The 20,359-nt window shown below is 53.2% G+C and carries 21 protein-coding genes; 4 read left to right on the forward strand and 17 right to left on the reverse strand.

What is annotated here, in order from left to right; all coding sequences use genetic code 11:
• Positions 1–18 precede the first annotated feature (18 nt).
• The 17 genes from atpD to argC all read right to left on the reverse strand — a co-directional run bounded on the left by atpD (position 19) and on the right by argC (position 15,638).
• The gene (atpD, locus tag LG301_RS16625; RefSeq protein ID WP_263066599.1) at positions 19–1,398 is read right to left on the reverse strand and encodes a F0F1 ATP synthase subunit beta; all 1,380 of its coding nucleotides are present in this window, start codon (positions 1,396–1,398) and stop codon (positions 19–21) included.
• A 76-nt stretch (positions 1,399–1,474) separates the two neighbouring features.
• Positions 1,475–2,362, reverse strand: a complete 888-nt coding sequence (atpG, locus tag LG301_RS16630; RefSeq protein WP_263066598.1) for a F0F1 ATP synthase subunit gamma — start codon at positions 2,360–2,362, stop codon at positions 1,475–1,477.
• Positions 2,363–2,427: 65 nt separating this feature from the next.
• Complete coding sequence (gene atpA / locus LG301_RS16635) at positions 2,428–3,972, reverse strand: F0F1 ATP synthase subunit alpha (RefSeq protein WP_404472280.1); 1,545 nt, start codon at positions 3,970–3,972, stop codon at positions 2,428–2,430.
• A 16-nt stretch (positions 3,973–3,988) separates the two neighbouring features.
• Positions 3,989–4,522, reverse strand: coding sequence for a F0F1 ATP synthase subunit delta (locus tag LG301_RS16640; protein WP_404472282.1), 534 nt, complete (start codon positions 4,520–4,522; stop codon positions 3,989–3,991).
• An 11-nt stretch (positions 4,523–4,533) separates the two neighbouring features.
• Positions 4,534–5,004: a F0F1 ATP synthase subunit B gene (locus LG301_RS16645; protein WP_404472284.1), complete on the reverse strand. Its 471-nt coding sequence runs from the start codon at positions 5,002–5,004 to the stop codon at positions 4,534–4,536.
• Positions 5,005–5,080: 76 nt separating this feature from the next.
• A complete protein-coding gene (gene atpE, locus LG301_RS16650; RefSeq protein WP_007112217.1) occupies positions 5,081–5,308 on the reverse strand; it encodes a F0F1 ATP synthase subunit C in 228 nt (75 codons plus the stop codon).
• 65 nt (positions 5,309–5,373) lie between these two features.
• The gene (gene atpB / locus LG301_RS16655) at positions 5,374–6,201 is read right to left on the reverse strand and encodes a F0F1 ATP synthase subunit A (RefSeq protein WP_404472286.1); all 828 of its coding nucleotides are present in this window, start codon (positions 6,199–6,201) and stop codon (positions 5,374–5,376) included.
• Between the two features lie 7 nt (positions 6,202–6,208).
• Positions 6,209–6,796: an ATP synthase subunit I gene (locus LG301_RS16660; RefSeq protein WP_404472288.1), complete on the reverse strand. Its 588-nt coding sequence runs from the start codon at positions 6,794–6,796 to the stop codon at positions 6,209–6,211.
• Between the two features lie 16 nt (positions 6,797–6,812).
• Positions 6,813–7,742: a ParB/RepB/Spo0J family partition protein gene (locus tag LG301_RS16665; protein WP_404472290.1), complete on the reverse strand. Its 930-nt coding sequence runs from the start codon at positions 7,740–7,742 to the stop codon at positions 6,813–6,815.
• Positions 7,743–7,785: 43 nt separating this feature from the next.
• Entirely contained in the window at positions 7,786–8,553 is a 768-nt protein-coding gene (locus LG301_RS16670) for a ParA family protein (RefSeq protein ID WP_263066589.1), read from the reverse strand.
• Positions 8,553–9,218 carry a 16S rRNA (guanine(527)-N(7))-methyltransferase RsmG gene (rsmG, locus tag LG301_RS16675; RefSeq protein WP_404472292.1) on the reverse strand — a complete coding sequence of 222 codons (666 nt, stop codon included), beginning with the start codon at positions 9,216–9,218 and terminating at the stop codon, positions 8,553–8,555. Before rsmG ends, LG301_RS16670 begins: the two co-directional genes overlap by 1 nt.
• Complete coding sequence (mnmG, locus tag LG301_RS16680) at positions 9,215–11,119, reverse strand: tRNA uridine-5-carboxymethylaminomethyl(34) synthesis enzyme MnmG (protein WP_404472294.1); 1,905 nt, start codon at positions 11,117–11,119, stop codon at positions 9,215–9,217. The genes rsmG and mnmG overlap by 4 nt, the downstream gene beginning before the upstream one ends.
• A gap of 564 nt (positions 11,120–11,683) precedes the next feature.
• Positions 11,684–12,442, reverse strand: coding sequence for an amino acid ABC transporter ATP-binding protein (locus tag LG301_RS16685; RefSeq protein ID WP_404472296.1), 759 nt, complete (start codon positions 12,440–12,442; stop codon positions 11,684–11,686).
• A 10-nt stretch (positions 12,443–12,452) separates the two neighbouring features.
• Positions 12,453–13,124 carry an amino acid ABC transporter permease gene (locus LG301_RS16690; RefSeq protein WP_404472298.1) on the reverse strand — a complete coding sequence of 224 codons (672 nt, stop codon included), beginning with the start codon at positions 13,122–13,124 and terminating at the stop codon, positions 12,453–12,455.
• Positions 13,125–13,228: 104 nt separating this feature from the next.
• On the reverse strand, positions 13,229–13,999 hold the full coding sequence (locus LG301_RS16695; protein ID WP_404472300.1) for a transporter substrate-binding domain-containing protein: 771 nt from the start codon (positions 13,997–13,999) through the stop codon (positions 13,229–13,231).
• A gap of 147 nt (positions 14,000–14,146) precedes the next feature.
• The gene (gene erpA / locus LG301_RS16700; protein ID WP_009098079.1) at positions 14,147–14,500 is read right to left on the reverse strand and encodes an iron-sulfur cluster insertion protein ErpA; all 354 of its coding nucleotides are present in this window, start codon (positions 14,498–14,500) and stop codon (positions 14,147–14,149) included.
• A 103-nt stretch (positions 14,501–14,603) separates the two neighbouring features.
• Entirely contained in the window at positions 14,604–15,638 is a 1,035-nt protein-coding gene (gene argC / locus LG301_RS16705) for an N-acetyl-gamma-glutamyl-phosphate reductase (protein ID WP_404472301.1), read from the reverse strand.
• A gap of 228 nt (positions 15,639–15,866) precedes the next feature.
• Here argC and LG301_RS16710 point away from each other — a divergent pair, with 228 nt between their 5' ends.
• The 4 genes from LG301_RS16710 to hemL are packed head-to-tail and all read left to right on the forward strand — an operon-like array spanning position 15,867 to position 20,280.
• The gene (locus LG301_RS16710; RefSeq protein WP_404472303.1) at positions 15,867–17,672 is read left to right on the forward strand and encodes a chloride channel protein; all 1,806 of its coding nucleotides are present in this window, start codon (positions 15,867–15,869) and stop codon (positions 17,670–17,672) included.
• Between the two features lie 50 nt (positions 17,673–17,722).
• On the forward strand, positions 17,723–18,154 hold the full coding sequence (gene hemJ / locus LG301_RS16715; protein ID WP_404472305.1) for a protoporphyrinogen oxidase HemJ: 432 nt from the start codon (positions 17,723–17,725) through the stop codon (positions 18,152–18,154).
• The gene (locus LG301_RS16720; protein ID WP_404472307.1) at positions 18,154–18,963 is read left to right on the forward strand and encodes a hydroxymethylpyrimidine/phosphomethylpyrimidine kinase; all 810 of its coding nucleotides are present in this window, start codon (positions 18,154–18,156) and stop codon (positions 18,961–18,963) included. Before hemJ ends, LG301_RS16720 begins: the two co-directional genes overlap by 1 nt.
• Positions 18,964–18,999: 36 nt before the next feature.
• Entirely contained in the window at positions 19,000–20,280 is a 1,281-nt protein-coding gene (gene hemL, locus LG301_RS16725; RefSeq protein ID WP_404472309.1) for a glutamate-1-semialdehyde 2,1-aminomutase, read from the forward strand.
• The last annotated feature ends 79 nt before the right edge of the window (positions 20,281–20,359 follow it).

The raw sequence follows: 20,359 nt of genomic DNA on the forward strand, positions 1-20,359 counted from the left end.
TCCCCCTAATGGACGGGATTACTTCTTCATCTGGTTGGCTTTTTCGACAGCTTCGTCGATGGAGCCGACCATGTAGAAGGCCTGTTCCGGCAGATCGTCATACTCGCCCGCGAGGATGCCCTGGAAGCCAGTGATAGTATCTTTCAGAGAAACATACTTACCGGGCGAGCCAGTGAAGACCTCGGCCACGAAGAACGGCTGCGACAGGAAGCGCTGGATTTTACGCGCGCGAGATACAGCCAGCTTATCTTCATCAGACAGCTCGTCCATACCCAAAATCGCGATAATATCCTTCAGCTCTTTATAACGCTGCAGAACGTTCTGTACGCCGCGAGCGGTGTTGTAGTGCTCTTCACCGACGACCAGCGGATCCAACTGACGTGAGGTAGAATCCAGCGGATCAATAGCCGGGTAGATACCTAGCTCAGCGATAGAACGCGCCAATACGACAGTGGCGTCCAAGTGCGAGAAGGTGGTGGCCGGCGACGGGTCGGTCAAGTCATCCGCAGGGACGTAAACGGCCTGTACGGATGTGATCGAGCCTGTCTTGGTCGAGGTGATACGTTCCTGAAGAACGCCCATCTCTTCGGCCAGTGTCGGCTGGTAACCTACCGCAGACGGCATACGACCCAGCAGGGCAGATACCTCTGTACCCGCCAGGGTGTAACGGTAGATGTTATCGACGAATAGCAGAACGTCACGGCCTTCATCACGGAATTTCTCAGCGATGGTTAGACCGGTCAGCGCCACGCGCAAACGGTTGCCGGGCGGCTCGTTCATCTGACCATAGACCAGCGCTACCTTGTCGATAACGTTGGATTCAGTCATTTCATGATAGAAGTCGTTACCCTCACGCGTACGCTCACCGACACCAGCGAATACAGAGTAGCCGCTGTGCTCGGTGGCGATGTTGCGGATAAGCTCCATCATGTTAACGGTTTTACCAACACCGGCACCGCCGAACAAACCGACCTTACCACCCTTAGCGAACGGGCAGACCAAGTCGATAACTTTGATACCGGTTTCCAACAGCTCATTAGACGCTGCTTGGTCGGCATAGCTCGGTGCTTTACGGTGAATCGGCATGCGCTCTTGCTCGCCGATGTCGCCCGCTTCGTCAATCGGCTCGCCGAGTACGTTCATGATACGACCCAGCGTTTCCTTACCAACCGGTACGGAAATCGCAGCACCTGTGCTGGTCACGTCCAAGCCACGTTTCAAGCCCTCAGTGGAGCCCATGGCGATGGTGCGCACCACGCCGTCGCCCAGCTGCTGCTGGACTTCGAGGATAGTCTCTTTTTCGGAGACCTTCAGCGCGTCGTAGACCTTGGGCACAGAGTCCCGCGGAAACTCTACGTCAATCACCGCGCCGATGATTTGTACGATACGTCCGCTCATCTTGGTTCCTCTCAAAAACCTGCAAATGAAACCTGTCTGCCGGGAGCCATCTAAGCGATAGCAAGCTCCCTAGGCGTTATACGGCAGAAGCGCCGCCGACGATCTCGGAAATTTCCTGGGTGATGGCGGCCTGACGGGCCTTGTTGTATACCATCTCCAGATCGTCGATCAGGTTGCCCGCGTTATCAGTGGCACTCTTCATAGCGATCATTCGGGCGGCCTGCTCGCACGCACCGTTTTCGACTACCGCCTGATACACCTGCGATTCGATGAATCGAACCAACAGGCTGTCTAGCAACGCCTTGGCATCCGGTTCATACAGGTAGTCCCAGCTTCCGGGACGGGCGTTTTCTTCGTCATGCTTCGCGTCAGCGCCCATATCGGACGACAGCGGAAGAAGCTGACGTACAACGGGACGCTGTGTCATGGTATTAACGAATTCGTTATATACCACGTACAGACGGTCTAGACGCCCGTCGTCGTAAGCTTCGAGCATGACCTTAACACTACCGATCAGACCCTCAACGGTCGGTGCTTCTCCTAAACCACTTTTGGCGGCAACCAGGTTGCCCCCGTAGTTACGGAAAAAAGCACCGGCTTTAGAGCCGAGGGCACAGAAGTCCAGCTCAGCGCCTTGCTTCTTCCAGGACATGGCGTCTTTCACCACAGCCTTGAACAAGTTGACGTTTAAACCACCACACAGACCGCGGTCGGTGGAGACCACAATATAACCAACGCGGTTTACCTCGTTACGCTCGACCATGTAGTCGTGCTTGTATTCGGGGTTTGCGTCGGCAATATGGCCTACCACATTGCGGATCTGCTTGGCGTACGGCTGGCCAGCCTTCATCAGATCTTGCGCTTTACGCATTTTCGATGCAGCGACCATTTCCATGGCACTGGTAATCTTCTGCGTATTTTTAATGCTCCCGATCTGGGTGCGTATCTCTTTTGCAGCTGCCATAGCGATCTACCCTTCGTTCGTGGCTCTCAGAAAGCATGCAAGCCCGCCCGCAGGCGGGCCGGACATTACCAGCTCTGAGTCGCCTTGAACTTCTCGAGACCTGACTTCAAGCCGTCCTGAATCTCGCCGTTGTAGTCGCCGGTCTGGTTGATCTTGTCGAGCAGGTCGCCGTGCTCAGACTTCATGTAATCGTGCAGAGCACGTTCGAAGTCCAGCACTTTTTCGACGCTCACATCATCCAGATGACCTTCGTTAGCGGCGTACAGAGACAGCGCCATTTGCGCCACAGACATCGGCGAGTACTGGTTCTGCTTCATCAGCTCGGTCACACGCTGACCGTGCTCAAGCTGCTTACGCGTCGCTTCATCAAGATCAGATGCAAACTGCGAGAACGCCGCCAGTTCACGGTACTGAGCCAGCGCTAGACGCACGCTACCGCCCAGTTTCTTGATGATTTTGGTCTGTGCAGCACCACCAACACGAGAAACCGAGAGACCTGCGTTAATCGCCGGACGAATACCGGAGTTAAACAGGTTGGTTTCCAGGAAGATCTGACCATCGGTAATCGAGATAACGTTGGTCGGAACGAACGCTGATACGTCGCCACCTTGGGTTTCGATAATAGGCAGCGCGGTTAACGAACCGGTTTTGCCTTTCACTTCACCGTTGGTGAACTTCTCTACGTAGTCGACGTTCACGCGTGCAGCACGCTCAAGCAGACGAGAGTGGAGATAGAACACGTCACCCGGATACGCTTCACGGCCCGGCGGACGACGCAGCAGCAGCGATACCTGACGGTACGCAACGGCCTGCTTAGAAAGATCATCATAAACGATCAGTGCGTCTTCACCGCGGTCGCGGAAGTACTCACCCATGGTGCAGCCAGAGTAAGCGGCCAGGAACTGCATGGGTGCCGGATCGGCAGCGCCTGCAGCTACAACGATGGTGTGTTCCATCGCACCGTGCTCTTCAAGCTTGCGGACGACGTTAGCAATGGTCGACTGCTTTTGACCGATGGCCACGTAGACACAGGTAACGCCTTTGCCTTTCTGGTTGATGATCGCATCGATAGCAATGGCAGACTTACCAATCTGACGGTCGCCGATGATCAGCTCACGCTGACCACGACCGATCGGCACCATAGCGTCGATAGATTTCAAACCGGTTTGGATCGGCTCATCAACGGACTGACGGGTGATAACGCCGGGCGCTACTTTTTCTACCGCGTCGGTCAGTTTGGCGTTGATATCGCCCTTGCCATCGATGGGATTACCCAGCGCATCGACAACACGACCAATCAGCTCAGGTCCTACCGGTACTTCAAGAATACGACCGGTACACTGAGCGGTCATGCCTTCTTCAAGCTGCAAGTAGTCACCCAGGACAACAGCACCAACGGAGTCACGCTCCAGGTTCAGTACCATGCCAAAAATGCTGTTGGGGAATTCAATCATTTCACCAAACATCGCGTCTTCGAGGCCGTGAATTTTCACGATACCGTCGGAAACGCTGACGATGGTGCCCTGATTACGGGCTTCAGATGCGACGTCAAGCTTCTCAATTCGCTGCTTGATGATGTCGCTGATCTCGGAAGGATTCAGTTGCTGCATGCCATGTCCCTCAGACTCAAACGGTCAGCGCTTCGGAAAGGCGGTTCAATCGACCACGCACCGACCCGTCAATGACGGTGTCGCCGGCACGCAGGATGACACCGCCAATAAGCGACTTGTCCACCTGAGTAGTAATGGAGATTTCGCGATTCAGACGTTTCTTAAGTGCGTTCGCTAGCTTGGTTTGCTCGGCGGTAGTCAGCTTGTACGCTGATGTTACTGTCACTTCAACACGCTGTTCATGTTCGGCACGCAAGTACTCGAACTGTTCAGCAATGAAGGGCAGTGCCAACAAACGACCTTGGTCGGCCAAGGTATCCAAAAACCGCGACAGGCCGTCATGCTTTTCGGGCAACATATCCGAAAGCAGCGTTACCTTTTTGTCGTTCTCAAGTTTTGGACTACCCAACAGACGACGTACGTCGCTGTTAGCCACCGCAGCGCTCAAAAAACCAAGCGCCTGAGACCAGCTATCAAACGCCTCATGATCACGCGCGTATTCAAACGCCGCCTTAGCGTAAGGACGAGCGACGGTAAGTAATTCCGCCATGGGTCACCTCCTTACAGTTCAGCAGCAAGCTCATCAAGTAACTTGCGATGTGCTTTCTCGTCAACCGAAGCTTCAAGAACACGCTCAGCACCGATGATGGCGAGGTGAGAAACCTGGGCACGAAGTTCGTCTTTTGCTCGATTCACTTCTTGCTCAATTTCTGAACGTGCACTTACGATTAGGCGTTCGCCTTCAGCGCGGGCCTGTTCACGTGCCTCTTCGATCATTTGGGCAGAGCGCTTGTTAGCTTGCTCGAGAATTTTAGATGCCTGTTCCTTGCTCTCGCGTAGCGTCTGTTCAGCACGCTCTTGAGCTAGCTCAAGATCACGGGTAGCACGGCTAGCTGCGTCCAAGCCATCAGCAATTTTCTTTTGACGCTCGTGAAGCGCGTTGCTGATCGGAGGCCACACATACTTTATGCAAAACCAGACAAAGATCGCGAAGGCGATCGTCTGCCCGATAAGCGTCATGTTGATATTCACAGGGATGTACCTCTGACAAGTTCGTGGCGACCGGAGTGAAACAAAACCGAGCGGAGAGCCGCTCGGTTAAGCTGCATTAACCGGCAACAACGAAGATCAGGTACATCGCGATACCAACACCGATCATCGGAACGGCGTCAAGCAGACCGGCCATGATGAAGGTTTTGGTTTGCAGCTGGTCGCCAAGTTCCGGCTGACGCGCAGTAGATTCAAGCAGTTTGCCGCCTAACAAGGCGAAGCCAATACCAGTAGCCAGTGCACCCAGACCGATGATGATAGCAGCTGAAAGATAAACCATTTCCATGATGTTGCTCCAGAGTTTAAGTTTTGGTTAAGGGTTGAGGGTTAATGAAAGCGTTGTTGCTTGGTTTAGTGGTGTTCGTGCGCCGCGCTCAGATACACGATCGTGAGCGTGGTAAAAATAAAGGCCTGCAACGTTACCACAAGAATGTGGAAAATGGCCCACGGAACGTCCAACAGCCAGATAGCCCAGAAAGGCAGCAGGGCGATCAGAATAAAGATAACTTCACCGGCAAACATGTTGCCGAACAGACGCAGCCCAAGGCCTAGCGGCTTCACGAGCAAGCCAATCACTTCCAGCACCAGGTTGAAAGGAATAAGGGCCCAGTGATTGAATGGTGTCAATGAAAGCTCTTTAGCAAAGCCCCCTGCCCCTTTCACTTTGATGCTGTAATAAATAATCAGGCAGAACACGCCTAACGCCATACCAAGTGTGGCATTGGGGTCCGTTGTCGGTACAATTTTCATGTACTCAACACCTAGCTTATTGAACAGCACAGGGAAGTAATCAACGGGGATAATTTTTAGCGTGTTCATGAGTAGAATCCACACGAACAACGTCAGCGCCAGAGGCGCAATTATGGAATTACGCCCATGGAAAGTGGCACGGGTCAGGTTCTCAATAAACTCAACCACCATTTCCACGGCGTTTTGTAAGCCGCCGGGTACACCGGTAGTGGCAAGTGTACCCGCCTTACGGAAGAGCCAAATGAACAACAAGCCCATGGCAATTGACCAACCCATGGTATCCAGATGGATAGCCCAAAAACCCATTTCACGTGCTTCTTCAGCGGAATGGGCCAGCGACCAACCATTTTCTGGATGATTACCAAAGGTTAGGTTCTGCAAGTGGTGCTGGATATAGTAAGTCGATGAGACTTCGTTTCCTGCGGCCATAGACATGTCACCTCAATAAGTTGTGCGATTTCCTGGGCATTAACCAGGGTGCTAGCCAATGCGTCAAAACAACCGCGACATAAGCACTAAAAAAGAAAGCTGGGTTTGAGGGTGGAACTACAACGAATACCAATGAAAAAAGTGCCACCGTCAAACCAAACTTACCTGCTTCGGCGCGAAATAAGTCCATTGCGCTTGATGAACGACGCCTTACGCGAAAAACCCCTATTCGCTGTATAAAAAAAGCATGTGGTAGCAGCGCTACCAGCGCTCCTTTTAGTACTGATAGCGCGTCTACCAGTTGTGCTATCGAAAGAGCAAGCAGCATTCCTAAAAGCGTAACAAAAAGTTGCGCCAGCAGTAGCCGAACAAAATATGTTCTTTGTCGCTGGGTTTCTAAACGTCGCATAATATCCCAGCACGTTAGGTTGAATAATTTTACAACCGATTGCCCATCGTCATGATGAACGTCCTGCACAAATCTTGCGCGATTATAGGGAAGCGCTATCACACCTTCAACCGAAGTTGCACGGATTTGACGCGTTTTAGCAACTACATGCGACCAATGGGTTAAAAAAGTTGCGCTTTGACCCACTCATTTAATAAGCCTGCTATTTAATATGCGCCAAGATACCGTCTAACTCTTCAAGGCTGGTATAGCGAATTGTCACTTTACCTTTACCTTTCTGCCCGTGATCAATTGAGACAGGCGCACCTAACAACTCGCCTAAATGAGTCTCGAGCCGTGCTACATCTGGCGTTTTAGCAACACGCGAAGAGGATTTAATAGGCGCTTGGCTCGATTGCACTTTTTTGACTAGCGCTTCGGTAGCCCGAACGGTCAAGTCGTTATTGACGACCTCATGGGCAACCTGGCGCTGCTGAGTGCTATTAAGCGATAGCAGCGCTCTTGCATGCCCCATATCGAGATCACCGCGCTCAAGCAGTGTTTGCACTTCAGGATCTAGTGCTAGTAAGCGTAATAAGTTGGCTACCTGAGTGCGTGATTTACCGACCGCGTCGGCTATTTGCTGCTGGGTAAGCTCGAATTCATCACCTAAGCGTTTTAACGCCAAGGCTTCTTCAACGGCATTCAGATTCTCACGCTGAATGTTTTCGATTAGCGCCAGAGCAAGCGCAACCTCATCGCTGACGTCACGAATAACAGCCGGGATGACATCTAATTCTGCTAACTGCGCAGCTCGCCAGCGACGCTCACCGGCAATAATTTCGTAGCGCTCCTCTCCTACCGGGCGCACCACGATGGGCTGCATAACGCCCTGAGCGCGAATGGAGTCGGCCAGCTCTTCCAAGGCTTCGGGCTGAATATCTCGGCGGGGCTGATATTTACCGCGGGAAAGCTGGCCTAAAGGCAGACGCTCTAGGCGCTCCGCTGACGCATCATGGGAGGCAGCGGGCAGTAACGGCGCGTCTGTACGCTCTAGCGTAGCGTCACCGGTTAAATCTAAACTGTCACGACGACGGGCGCCCGCACCAATCAGGGCATCCAGGCCACGTCCTAGCGCGCGTTTACGCGTCATTCGCTTCCCCTCGAACTTTTAGCAATACGTTACTGCGAGATCATTAAAGTGATAGACGACGAATCATCTCTTTCGCTAACACTCGATACGCTTGGCTACCGCGTGAAAAGCGCGCGTACTGCGTGACTGGCAACCCATGACTGGGTGCCTCGGCAACTTTTACATTGCGCGGAATGGTTGTTTTCAGCAGCGCATCACCGAAGAAGTCGCGCAGTTGCTTATCGACTTCTCGCGTTAAGCTGGTGCGCTTATCGTACATGGTGCGCAAAATGCCTGAAATAGCGAGTTCAGGGTTAACACTCTGCTTGATTTGTTCGACCGTATCCAGCAGTGCTGATAGGCCCTCCAATGCGTAAAACTCGCATTGCAAAGGGATCAGCACCCCATCCGCTGCCGTTAGGGCATTAACCGTCAGCATATTAAGCGACGGCGGGCAGTCGATGAGCACCACGTCGTAGTCATCCGCCACCGCGTTAAGCGCCAGCGATAAACGGCTTTGGCGCTGATCGATGTCCAGTAGCTCGACTTCAGCCGCCGTTAAGTCACCGTTACCGGGCAGCACATCAAATTTTACCGGCAGGTCGCGGACGATAACCTCGTTGGCGGTTGCCTCCCCCAGCAGTACGTCGAGTACGCTTTTATCCAGCTCATATTTGTCGATGCCGCTGCCCATACTGGCATGCCCTTGCGGGTCTAAATCAACCAGCAGTACACGGCGATCCAGCGCTGCTAGGCTGGCCGCTAAATTAACGGCTGAGGTGGATTTGCCCACGCCGCCTTTTTGGTTGGTCAGGGCAATGATCTGGCTCACTACTCAACTCCTTTTGGGGTCAGAATCAACAGCTGCCGCTCGGCCGTTTCAAAAGGTACGCTCAACAAATGACGCTCTTGGAGCACGATACCTGGGGGTAATTGTTTCAATTCTTCATCGGCGCCGGGGCCTTTCATGGCTAGCCACTGCCCGTCTGCTGCCGGTAATGCGTGGGTGAGGGTGACAAAATCCACCAAGCTAGCAAACGCCCGTGAAATAACTTGATCAAACGCCTGGCCGTTAAACTGCTCAACGCGCACTTGGGTGGGGGTAACGTTGTTAAGCCCTAGTTCCATCACCGCTTGGCGTTGAAAGCGCACTTTTTTACCGTTGCTATCCAGCAGCGTTACCTGCAGCTCAGGCTTGAGAATTGCTAACACTAACCCCGGCAACCCCGGCCCAGCGCCAACATCAAGTAGCCTCGGCCCATGCACATAAGGAGCCACCGCAGCGCTATCAAGCACGTGTCGGGAGACCATCTCTTCCACATCACGCACTGCAGTGAGGTTATAAGCCCTGTTCCACTTATGCAACAGAGCCAATAACGCTAGCAGCTGTTCGCGCTGCAAGGGGGTAGCGCCCACATTAAGCGCGGCCAGGCCTTCATCTACACGGGGCGCAACGCCAGTGGGTAGGCTCGTTATTAGAGGCTGCAAAGGGTTCATCCGTTAACCACCTCAGAACTACTCACCAAACGACGCTTTTTTAAATGAACCAATAAAATCGATATCGCCGAGGGCGTTACTCCCGAGATGCGTGCTGCATGCGCCAGCGTTTCCGGTCGTGCTTCACTCAGTTTCTGACGAATCTCGTTAGAGAGGCCCTCTACGCGGTCATAGTCCAGTTCAGCAGGTAGCGGCGTTGCTTCGTGGCGCTTTAGCTTATCGATCTCGTCCTGTTGACGTTCGATGTAACCCTGGTATTTCGCCTGGATTTGCACCTGTTCAGTAACAGCATCGTCTTCAACGCCAGCCTCTTCCAAACCAGGCAGCGTTGCAATATCAGCGTAAGTGAGTTCAGGGCGCTTGAGTAGATCGCTTAAACAGTACTCACGTGACAGTGGCTTGCCGGTTTTCTCGGCAATTTTATCTGCTGCAGGGGTATTTGGCTGCACCCAGACCGTTGCTAAGCGTTCGGTTTCACGCTCGATAGCGTCGCGTTTCTCGCTAAACGCTGCCCAGCGGGTATCGTCTACCAGGCCAAGTTCACGGCCTTTCTCAGTCAAGCGCAAATCAGCGTTATCTTCGCGTAATAGAAGACGGTATTCCGCACGGGAGGTAAACATGCGGTAGGGCTCTTTGGTGCCCATGGTAATCAGATCATCCACCAGCACGCCAAGATAGGCTTCGTCACGACGCGGGTACCAAGCCTCCAACTGCTTGGCACGACGAGCAGCGTTTAAGCCTGCCAGTAGCCCCTGGGCACCTGCTTCTTCATAGCCTGTAGTGCCGTTGATTTGTCCGGCAAAAAATAGGTTGTGGATAAATTTGGTTTCCAGCGAGTGTTTTAAGTCTCGCGGATCGAAAAAATCGTACTCAATTGCGTAGCCCGGACGCGTGATATGCGCGTTTTCTAACCCTTTGATTGAGCGCACGACCTGCAGCTGAACATCAAACGGCAGCGAGGTAGAAATACCGTTGGGGTACAGCTCATGGGTATCTAATCCTTCAGGTTCGATAAACACCTGATGGCTCGATTTATCAGCGAAGCGATGCACTTTATCTTCGATCGATGGGCAGTAACGTGGGCCAATTCCTTCGATGACGCCGGAGTACATCGGCGAGCGATCTAAATTACCCAGAATAATCTCATGGGTACGCTCATTGGTGTGCGCGATGTGGCAGCTCACTTGCTGGGGGTGCATCTCCCGTGAGCCTAAATAGGACATCACGGGTGTGGGTGTATCACCCGGTTGCTCTTCCAACTGCGAAAAATCGACGGTTTTGGCATCAATACGCGGCGGCGTCCCGGTTTTGAGCCGATCCACGTGAAACGGCAGCGCGCGCAACCGTTCAGCGAGGGCATTGGAGGGGGGATCTCCGGCACGACCACCGCGGCTTTGATCCAACCCAATATGGATAACGCCACCCAGGAACGTACCCGTTGAGAGCACGACAGATTCCGCATGAAAGCGAATGCCGGTTTCGGTCACGACGCCACGCACGGTGTTGTTATCCACAATCAGATCGCCAGCGGCCTGCTGAAAGATCGTCAAGTTGGGTTGGTTTTCCAACATGCCACGAATAGCGGCTTTGTAACGAATACGGTCGGCCTGAGCGCGGGTTGCTCGCACTGCTGGCCCTTTGCGTGCGTTAAGCACGCGAAATTGGATGCCGCCGAGGTCCGTGGCTAGCCCCATTGCACCGCCAAGGGCATCGATTTCTTTCACCAAGTGACTTTTGCCGATCCCACCAATCGCAGGATTACATGACATTTGGCCAAGCGTTTCGATGTTATGGGTCAGCAGTAGGGTTTGACAGCCCATACGAGCAGAGGCCAGTGCGGCTTCAGTTCCCGCATGGCCACCGCCGATGACAATCACGTCAAAGCGGTCGGGGTAGTTCAAGAGACACCTCGTCTTGCGCCTGTTGGCACGGATGATGTGGTCAGTAAATCGATACTGACGAAATAAGCTCGCCAGTATAAACCTCCTGTGGGTAACCGTCAGGTTTTTCCACACCCTTGAACGCTATCTAACCTTTTATTAATAACAAAATAAAAATATATAAGAGAAGTTCTATTGATGTTGTAACTAATGGTGTGGACAAATTCTGTTGATAACTAAAATAATTGGCTATATTTCAATTGATTAGGATGTTAGCTATCGTATGATTAAACGGCGGAGTACCTGCGTAGAAACGGTGCTACTCCTGTGGATGAAAGTGTGACTTACGCACAGGCAGAATCAACTACGGGTTATCCACCGGGCCATACCGAGTTTGTTACCGCACCTGTGTACAAGAGAGACAGGTGTTCTATAAAGTGACTATTCGCGCTCATAGTCAGGGCTGCAGAGCGATATGGCATCGCGTGTAAAAAATAGTATCCACAGGCAAAAAAAATGGCCTGTCACGAAGACAGGCCATTTAACGCGGTAAAATTTGATCAAAAAATCAGAGAAACGCGGATACTAATGCTTCAAAACACGAGCAAGGAAGGATTGTGTTCGTTCGTGTTGTGGCGTGTCGAATAGCTGTTCGGGAGGCCCTTGTTCAGCAATTTCACCTTTATGGATAAAAATAACGCGATCCGCCACTTCACGCGCAAAGCCCATTTCATGAGTCACAATCACCATGGTCATGCCCTCTTTGGCAAGCTCACGCATGGCATCCAGCACTTCGCCAATCATTTCAGGGTCCAGCGCTGATGTGGGCTCGTCAAACAGCATAAGACGGGGTTCCATGGCTAACGCTCGGGCTAGCGCCACACGCTGCTGCTGACCGCCGGAGAGCTGGCTTGGGTACTTCTCGGCCTGGTCAGCGATGCCAACGCGCTCTAACAGTCGTTCAGCGGTCTCTTCGGCATCTTGGCGGCTCCACCCGCGTACTTTCATGGGGGCAAGGGTAACGTTGTCGCGTACGCTTAAGTGAGGGAAGAGGTTGAATTGCTGAAATACCATGCCGACTTCGGTGCGGATGGTTTGTAGCGCTTTACTGCTTTTACCGTTAGGCAGCAGTGGGTTGCCATCAACGTCAAGAGAACCCGATTGGAACTCTTCTAAGCCGTTGATACAGCGGATGAGCGTTGATTTACCTGAACCGCTGGCACCGATAATAACGACGACTTCGCCAGGGATAATTTCAAGGTCAATATTATTGAGTACGTGCAGGCTGCCAAAATGCTTATTGAGCTGCTGCATACGCACAATGGGCGATTGGGTAGAGGTCATTGCACGTTCCTTATTGTCCTGCGAGGCCTCTGCGCTCAACTTGGCGCAGAATCAAAGAGAGAGTCCAGGTGATGGCAAGGTACATCAGCGCCACCATGAAATAGACCTCAAGTGCGGTAAAGGTAGTCGCAATATAAATCTGCCCTTGGCGGACTAATTCACCGACCCCGATCACTGAAAATAGCGAGGTATCTTTGATACTAATGATGCCCTGGTTACCCAGTGGAGGAATCATGCGTCTTAGGGCTTGTGGCCAAATCACGTAACGAAACGCTTGGGTTCGAGAGAGGCCTAATGAGAGCGATGCTTCTCGCTGGCCTCGTTCAATAGACTGTACGCCGCCCCGCACTATTTCAGAAATATACGCTCCTGAGTTAATGGCGATAGCGGCAATACCGGCAACGAGTGCGTTGATCGGCCCTCCCAGCAGTTGGGGCAAGCCATAAAAAATAAACAGAACCTGCACTAAAATCGGCGTACCGCGGAAAACCTCAACATATAAAACGGCTGGCCAGCGTAGCCAGCGCACGGGACTGATACGTAATAAACCAAAGAAAATGCCGATAAAGAAGCCGATCGCCAAGCCGCCGAACGAGATGAGCAGTGTCCAAGGAATACCGGGCAACAAGTAAGGAATCGACCCAAATGCGGCCGACCAATCAAACTGAAAGTTAACGTCCACGCGTTATCTCCAGAAAAATAAACAACGACGCAGGGCCGGGGGAGTAGCCGCCCGGCCCTGCGATGAAAAGCACTAATGGGTATCAGTGGTCGCTAACAGCGCTGTTACTCAGCGCTGGGGGCTTCACCAAACCACTTTGTGTAGATTTCATCATAGGTGCCGTCTTCACGCATGGAGGCTAGCGCTTCGTTGGTAGGCTCTACCCACTCGCTGCCTTTATGGAACACGATGCCGTACTGCTGGCCTTCATACAGTGGGCCGACAACCTTGGTACGTCCTTCGCCGCGGGTTTGTGAGAAGTAGGCCACGTTAGGGGCGTCGTACAGTACGGCATCGACGTTACGCCCTAACAGCGCCATATACATGTCGGCGGTGCCTGGGTAGGGAGTAATGTCAGCATCATCGCCGAGTTCTTGTTGAAGAAAGTCGTAGCTAGTGGAGCCGATCTTGGTGGCAACGGTGAGACCCGCTAGATCTTCAATCGAAGAGACCTCTTCGTTGTCGGCGCGCACAATAATTTGCAGACCTGAGTCATAGTAGGGGTCGGAGAAGTCGACAACCTGGGCACGCTCTTCGGTAATGGTGGTGCCCGCAATGGCGATTTCCTGGCTGCCGGTCTGTACCGCAGGAATAATGCCAGAAAACTCCATGGTAGTGAGGTTAACCTCAAAGCCAGCGCGTTCGGCAACGGCGTTGATGATATCCATATCGAAACCGATCATTTCGCCGGTTTCTGGGTCCATCATTTCAAACGGCACAAAGCTTGGGTCAGTGGCCACATTTACAGTAGGCGTTTGTGCAAACGCGATAGTGGTACTGCCCAAGCCCAATGCGAGAGCGGTGGCAATGACAGATTTTTTCAGTAAGTAGCTCATTCGTTTCCCCGTGTATTGTTTGGTTAGCGACGTTATTCAAAGAGAGTTTTTCTTATAAATCACGTCTGCAACCGTTATTGACCTTTTAACCTTGGCGAGAAACCGCCAAGGCGTCAAGTCACGGGGTGGGCTTGCTACTAACGCTGGTTAGACCATAAATGAGGCGCCACAGCCACAGGTAGTCGTAGCATTGGGGTTTTGTACGCGAAAACGCGCCCCGGCAAGACCCTCTTCATAATCGATAGTGGAACCTACTAAATACTGATAGGAGAGTGGATCGACCACTAGCGTGGCAGTGCCAAACTCAATCAGCGTATCGTCTTCGGCGACGTTTTCAGCGAAATCAAAACCATATTGAAATCCTGAACAGCCACCGCCGGTCACATAAACGCGTAGTTTGAGCGCTGGATTGCTCTCTTCTTCTATCAGCGCGTTGATACGACTGCGTGCGCTATCAGATAAAAGTAGAGGGGTTGGAACAAAAGCTTCTGCACCGCTCATGGGTACCTCCCGCGAGCTTTAAAGAACGAATAATCGGTATTAGAAAACGATTATGGGTAATTCCCAGCAAAAGGGTCAACTATTGCTGGGAATTAGTAGCGACTTAAGGCATCAAGGCAGGAGCTGTGAGGCCGGTATTCTCTTCAAAGCCAAACATTAAGTTAAGATTTTGAATCGCTTGGCCTGATGCGCCTTTCACGAGGTTATCAATCACCGAGAGTACGACCACGATATTGCCATTGCCTGGGCGGTGAATCGCTAAGCGGCAGGTATTGTTACCTTTGACGCTGCGGGTTTCCGGGTGGCTACCGGCAGGCATTACATCCACAAACGGTTCGTGGGCGTATCGCTGCTCAAACAGCGCCTGCAAATCGCCGGGTTCGCTGGTGAGTGTGCTGTAGAGCGTCGCGTGAATACCGCGAATCATCGGTGTTAGGTGGGGGACAAAGGTGAGTCCTACCGGATGTTGCTGCATATCACCCAAGCCTTGGCGAATTTCCGGTAAATGACGATGACCCGCCGCACCGTAGGCTTTCATGGATTCGCTGGCTTCGGCGAGCAGTGACCCTACTTTTGCACCACGGCCAGCCCCGGTAACGCCGGATTTACAGTCAGCGATTAACTGACCTGGGTCGATTAGCCCAGCTTCTAAAAGCGGCAGGTAGCCCAGCTGAACGGCGGTAGGATAGCAGCCGGGTACGGCAATTAAGCGAGCGCTTTTTATCTGCTCACGATGCATTTCTGGCAGGCCGTAAACAGCTTCTTTTAATAGCTCTGGTGCGCCGTGGGGCTGGTCGTACCACTGGCTCCACTCCGCTGCATCGCGCAGGCGAAAATCGGCCGAGAGATCGATAACCCGTGTGCCCTTTTCGAGCAGCTCCCCGGCAAGGGCGTGGGCCACACCATGGGGAGTGGCAAAAAACACGGCATCCATCGCCCCTAACGCGTTGGCATCGGGCTCGCTAAACGCCAACGTGTCGTAGTGGCCGCGCAGGTTGGGGTACATATCGCACACCTTAACGCCCGCTTCCGATCGTGAGGTAATCGCTTCTACGCTAACGTGGGGGTGCTGGGCGAGGAGCCTTAAAAGCTCGACACCGGTGTAACCCGTTCCGCCGACAATACCAACCTTAATCACAAACCACTCCTTGCGCGTTGAGCACGTTACGTCTTAACAATAAAGCGCCAGTCATCAACAGCCCTGTTCACTGGGGGCAGGATGTCGAAGCGTATCAAGCTATGATACACAAGAGGCGTCCCCCATAAGAGCGCTCAATGGTACGAACGATGCGATGAACGCCACGGTGTTAGTTAATTCGGGTATGCTGATAGAACCTTTCGTAACCCAAGCGCAAGGATGGTCGCTGTGGCACGTTTTTCCCGATCAGATTTCACCTTAGAGAGTTTTCGTCGCCAATTGGCGAACGTGGATGCCCTACCGCAGCTATGCGTGCTGGGGCTGATGTCGGGGGTGATAACAGGCGCATTAATGGTAGCCTTTCGCCTACTGCTTGAGGCGGGCGCGGCGCTATATATGCCTGAAGGTGACCCGGAAGCTTTTGAAGGCTTAGCGCCATGGCTTCGGGCGCTACTGCCCATTATTGCGGTCAGCCTAATCGGTGCACTGCTCTATCGCCAAAAGGCGACCGCCCGTAAATTGGGTGTTGGCCACGTGATTGAGCGCCTTACCTATCATCAAGGGCGTTTCCCCATGCGCAACTGGTTAAACCAGTGGTGGGTGGGTGTGGTATCTGTGCTCGGTGGGCTTTCTGCGGGGCGTGAAGGGCCGGCCATTCATTTGGGCGCTGCGGCATCAAGCGGCTTGGGGCTTAAGCTTCGCCTACCCAATAATAGCCTGCGCGTGTTAGTGGCTTGCGGTACCGCTGCGGGTATTTCAGCCTCGTTTAATACACCTATAGCGGGTGTCATTTTCGCCATGGAAGTGGTGATGATGGAATACACCCTGATGAGCTTTATGCCCGTGATACTCGCCTCAACCATGGGGGCACTCGTTGCTCAGCTGGTGTACGGCAACGAACCGGCGTTTCGTATTCCTGAGGTTGCTCTAGGTTCATTATTGAATGTGCCTTGGGTGGTAGTGATGGGGTTAGTGATTGGCCTGTTAGCAGGTTTGTTTATTCATGTGTCACGTAGCCAGTATCTGCAGCAGTGGCCGCTGTGGCTAAGGTTAGGCGTGGTAGGCGTAGCAACAGGTGCTGTCGCTTGGTGGTTTCCTGGCGTACAGGGCATTGGTTACGACAGCGTGGCTGCCATCTTAAACAACCAGCTGACCGTTACCGTACTGCTGGCGCTGATGATGGCTAAACTGCTGATTACCGCGATTACCGTTGCAGGTGGGGTGCCGATTGGCATTATTGGTCCCGTATTAGTGGTGGGTGCTGCTACTGGTGCTCTAGGCGGGATGTTAGGCGGTTGGCTATGGCCAGATAAAGCGGCAGACCCCGGCATTTATGCCATGTTAGGCATGGCGGCGATGATGGGGGCTGTACTACAAGCACCGCTGGCAGCATTGATGGCGCTGCTTGAGCTAACCCATTCACCGAACATAATGCTACCGGGTATGTTAGTGGTGGTAGTGGCTTGCCTAACGTCGCGCCAGCTAACGGGCTGTGAAGGCTTTTTTATTAGCTCGGTACGCTACGGTTTGCATCCACTCCAACAGCCTTTGATGCAGGCACTTTCGCGGGTTTCAGTGCCTGCGGTGATGGAGCGGCAGTTAGTGCGTACAGAGCGCATGATCACGCCAAGCCATGCCCGCCGTTTGCTGGAAAGCAGCCCCATCTGGCTGGTGATTGAGCGCTCCAGCAGTGAAAAGCCGGTGTTGGCGCTCAAAGCCGCGGAGCTTGCCCGTTGGTTGTTGGAGCACGATAAGGCGCTTGAGGGTGAAACACCACCGGAAGATGAATTGATTGATTTACTTGAAGTTCCCGGTCAGCGCCTGGAAATGGCGCCTATTGCGTTGCAGGCCACACTCTCTGAGGCATTTTTAAAATTACAGGCGGATACGCTGGATGCGCTCTACGTGGTTCACGGTTATCGACCAAAGCATCAGCGTATTTCAGGTATCATTACCCGTGATGCTATCGAACGTTACTATCACTACGTTGACCCTCTCAGTGTTGAAAGCCAAAGTGCTGAAAAAAAGCCCTGACGCCTAGACGGCTATTTTCCAGCAATGACCCTACTGCCTAAGGAGAGAGTATGTATTTATGGGTAAAAGCCATTCATTTAATGGCGGTTGTTACCTGGTTTGCTGCGCTATTTTATTTGCCACGGCTGTATGTTTATCACGCCATGGCGCGGGATGAAGGCGATGAGCAAGCGATCACTTACTTTAAAACCATGGAGCGCAAGCTGTATCGGGGCATTATGACGCCCTCAATGATTGTGGTATTGATCTTTGGCGGCTGGATGCTCTACTTGGCGCCCGCGTGGTTGAGCCAAGGCTGGATGCACGCCAAATTAGCATTGGTGGCTCTGCTAATCGCCTATCACCATGTATGTCTCATTTATTTAAAACAATTTGAACAAGCCCGCTGCAGCAAAAGCCACGTGTTTTTCCGCTGGTTTAACGAAGCGCCCGTGATTGCGTTAATCGCAATTATTATTCTTGCGGTGGTGAAGCCCTTTTGATGCGCCAACCTCTTCCTCCCGTGGTATTAGTGCTTGCAGGCCATGACCCAACCGGCGGTGCTGGGCTAGTGGCTGATAGTGAAACCATTGCCGCCTGTGGCGGTTGGGCCGCCACGATTCCAACCGCGCTGACAGTTCAAAACTGCCACAACGTCTTACGGATTTTGCCGGCTGACCCCCAGGCTATGCGCCAAATGGCGGAGGCGCTGGGCGATATGCAGATCGCCGCGATAAAAATTGGCTTATTAGCCGATGAGCCAACGCTTCGCGCGGCGGAGCAAATTATTCGTCGGTTTCCCGGTGTGCCGGTGGTGGCTGACCCTGTGCTGAAAGCGGGGGGCGGAACAGAGTTATCCACACCGGCCCTGCAAAAATTGTATGTGGATCGTTTATTGCCCCTTGTGGATATTTTAACCCCCAACCGCTTTGAATTGGCTGCGCTAACCCCTGAGATTACCGCGCCTTTTGACGATACGGCGCGGGCGGTGGCGTTACTTTCGCGGGGGTGCCAAGCTATTTTAGTAACCGCAACCGACGACCCTCTGCCGGGCAACACGCAGCAAGTGATACATACCCTCCACTCGCCAGACACTACCCGCCAGTGGCAGTGGCCCCGCTTGCCAGAAACGTTTCATGGCTCTGGCTGCACATTAGCCTCTGCCATTGCCGCCCGATTAGCCGTAGGGGAGCGCTTGCCCATGGCGTGCGAGCAGGCGCAGCACTTTACCTGGGAAAGTTTGTCTCAGGGCTATCAGCCACCCAGCGGTCAGTGCCTGCCCAATCGCTTGCCACACCCCGTACGTTTTTGATCTCATTGCCGGTAAACCATTTATATTGAGGATGCCATGACCACATCTGCTGAACTGTTTGACCTTGCCAGTCGCCATATTCCAGGCGGGGTTAACTCGCCCGTCCGAGCATTTAAAGGTCTTCATCGTCCGCCGGTTTTTATGGAGCGCGCCCAGGGTGCTTATCTGTTCGATGTGGAAGGTAATCGCTACGTAGATTACGTTGGCTCTTGGGGGCCAATGATTACCGGCCATGCCGACCAAGACGTACTGGCGGCAGTGCGTGCTCGATTGGATAACGGCCTCTCTTTTGGGACGCCGACGGCGGTTGAAACCACCATGGCAGATCTTATCTGCAATATCATTCCCACCATGGAAATGGTGCGCATGACCAGCTCGGGCACCGAAGCGACGATGTCGGCCATTCGCCTCGCGCGCGGCACGACAGGGCGCGACAAAATTGTGAAATTCGAAGGCAATTACCACGGCCATTCGGATTCACTGCTCGTTAAAGCCGGCTCCGGCGCGTTAACTCATGGTGAACCCAGCTCGCCCGGCGTACCGGCGTCGCTCGCTGAGCACACTATTACCCTGTCGTATAACGACCCTGAAGGCGTGGAAGCGTGTTTTGCGGAGATTGGCGAGCAGATTGCCTGCATTATTGTCGAGCCGGTGGCTGGCAACATGAACTGCATTCCACCCCAGCCAGGGTTTCTAGAAACGCTGCGCCGGGTATGTAATGAGCACGGCAGCATTTTGATTTTTGATGAAGTGATGACCGGCTTCCGCGTTGCGTTAGGCGGTGCTCAAGCGCACTACGGCGTCACACCGGACTTAACCTGCCTAGGCAAGATTGTTGGCGGCGGCATGCCCGTTGGCGCATTCGGCGGCAAGCAGGAGATCATGCAAAATATCTCGCCACTGGGGCCGGTATACCAAGCCGGTACGCTTTCCGGTAACCCGCTGGCCATGGCTGCAGGGGTCGCTCTGTTAACCAAGCTCCAGGTACCGGGGTTTCACGATGCACTGACACAGCGAGTGCAAACCCTGTGTAACGGCCTGCAGGAGCGCGCCAATGCGGCACGTGTTCCGATGATGACACAATCAGCCGGCGGCATGTTCGGCGTCTTTTTCACCTCACAGTCACGGGTGGATAACTTTGCCCAGGCGACCGCGTGTAACCCTGAGGCTTTCCGGCGCTTCTTCGGTGCCATGTTGGATCACGGCGTTTACCTTGCCCCTTCTGCTTTTGAAGCAGGCTTTATGTCGAGCGCCCACTCACCTGAAGATATTCAGTTCACCTTAGATGCCGCAGAAAAAGCCTTCTCTGTTATGTAACGTAAAGTAACGGAGATCTGTTTCTACTGCTACACTGCAAGAGCCGCTCATATCGAGCGGCTCTTGTGGTTAATGAGGT

The sequence above is a fragment of the Vreelandella venusta genome, assembly GCF_044809155.1.
In the GTDB taxonomy this organism is placed as follows: Bacteria; Pseudomonadota; Gammaproteobacteria; order Pseudomonadales; family Halomonadaceae; genus Vreelandella; species Vreelandella venusta_B.

Bases quoted from the DNA above. Each gene is read 5' to 3' on its own strand.
- atpD (WP_263066599.1), bottom strand. From the start codon at position 1,398: ATGAGCGGACGTATCGTACAAATCATCGGCGCGGTGATTGACGTAGAG.
- atpG (WP_263066598.1), bottom strand. From the start codon at position 2,362: ATGGCAGCTGCAAAAGAGATACGCACCCAGATCGGGAGCATTAAAAAT.
- atpA (WP_404472280.1), bottom strand. From the start codon at position 3,972: ATGCAGCAACTGAATCCTTCCGAGATCAGCGACATCATCAAGCAGCGA.
- LG301_RS16640 (WP_404472282.1), bottom strand. From the start codon at position 4,522: ATGGCGGAATTACTTACCGTCGCTCGTCCTTACGCTAAGGCGGCGTTT.
- atpE (WP_007112217.1), bottom strand. From the start codon at position 5,308: ATGGAAATGGTTTATCTTTCAGCTGCTATCATCATCGGTCTGGGTGCA.
- atpB (WP_404472286.1), bottom strand. From the start codon at position 6,201: ATGGCCGCAGGAAACGAAGTCTCATCGACTTACTATATCCAGCACCAC.
- LG301_RS16665 (WP_404472290.1), bottom strand. From the start codon at position 7,742: ATGACGCGTAAACGCGCGCTAGGACGTGGCCTGGATGCCCTGATTGGT.
- rsmG (WP_404472292.1), bottom strand. From the start codon at position 9,218: ATGAACCCTTTGCAGCCTCTAATAACGAGCCTACCCACTGGCGTTGCG.
- LG301_RS16685 (WP_404472296.1), bottom strand. From the start codon at position 12,442: ATGACCTCTACCCAATCGCCCATTGTGCGTATGCAGCAGCTCAATAAG.
- LG301_RS16695 (WP_404472300.1), bottom strand. From the start codon at position 13,999: ATGAGCTACTTACTGAAAAAATCTGTCATTGCCACCGCTCTCGCATTG.
- erpA (WP_009098079.1), bottom strand. From the start codon at position 14,500: ATGAGCGGTGCAGAAGCTTTTGTTCCAACCCCTCTACTTTTATCTGAT.
- hemJ (WP_404472305.1), top strand. From the start codon at position 17,723: ATGTATTTATGGGTAAAAGCCATTCATTTAATGGCGGTTGTTACCTGG.
- LG301_RS16720 (WP_404472307.1), top strand. From the start codon at position 18,154: ATGCGCCAACCTCTTCCTCCCGTGGTATTAGTGCTTGCAGGCCATGAC.
- hemL (WP_404472309.1), top strand. From the start codon at position 19,000: ATGACCACATCTGCTGAACTGTTTGACCTTGCCAGTCGCCATATTCCA.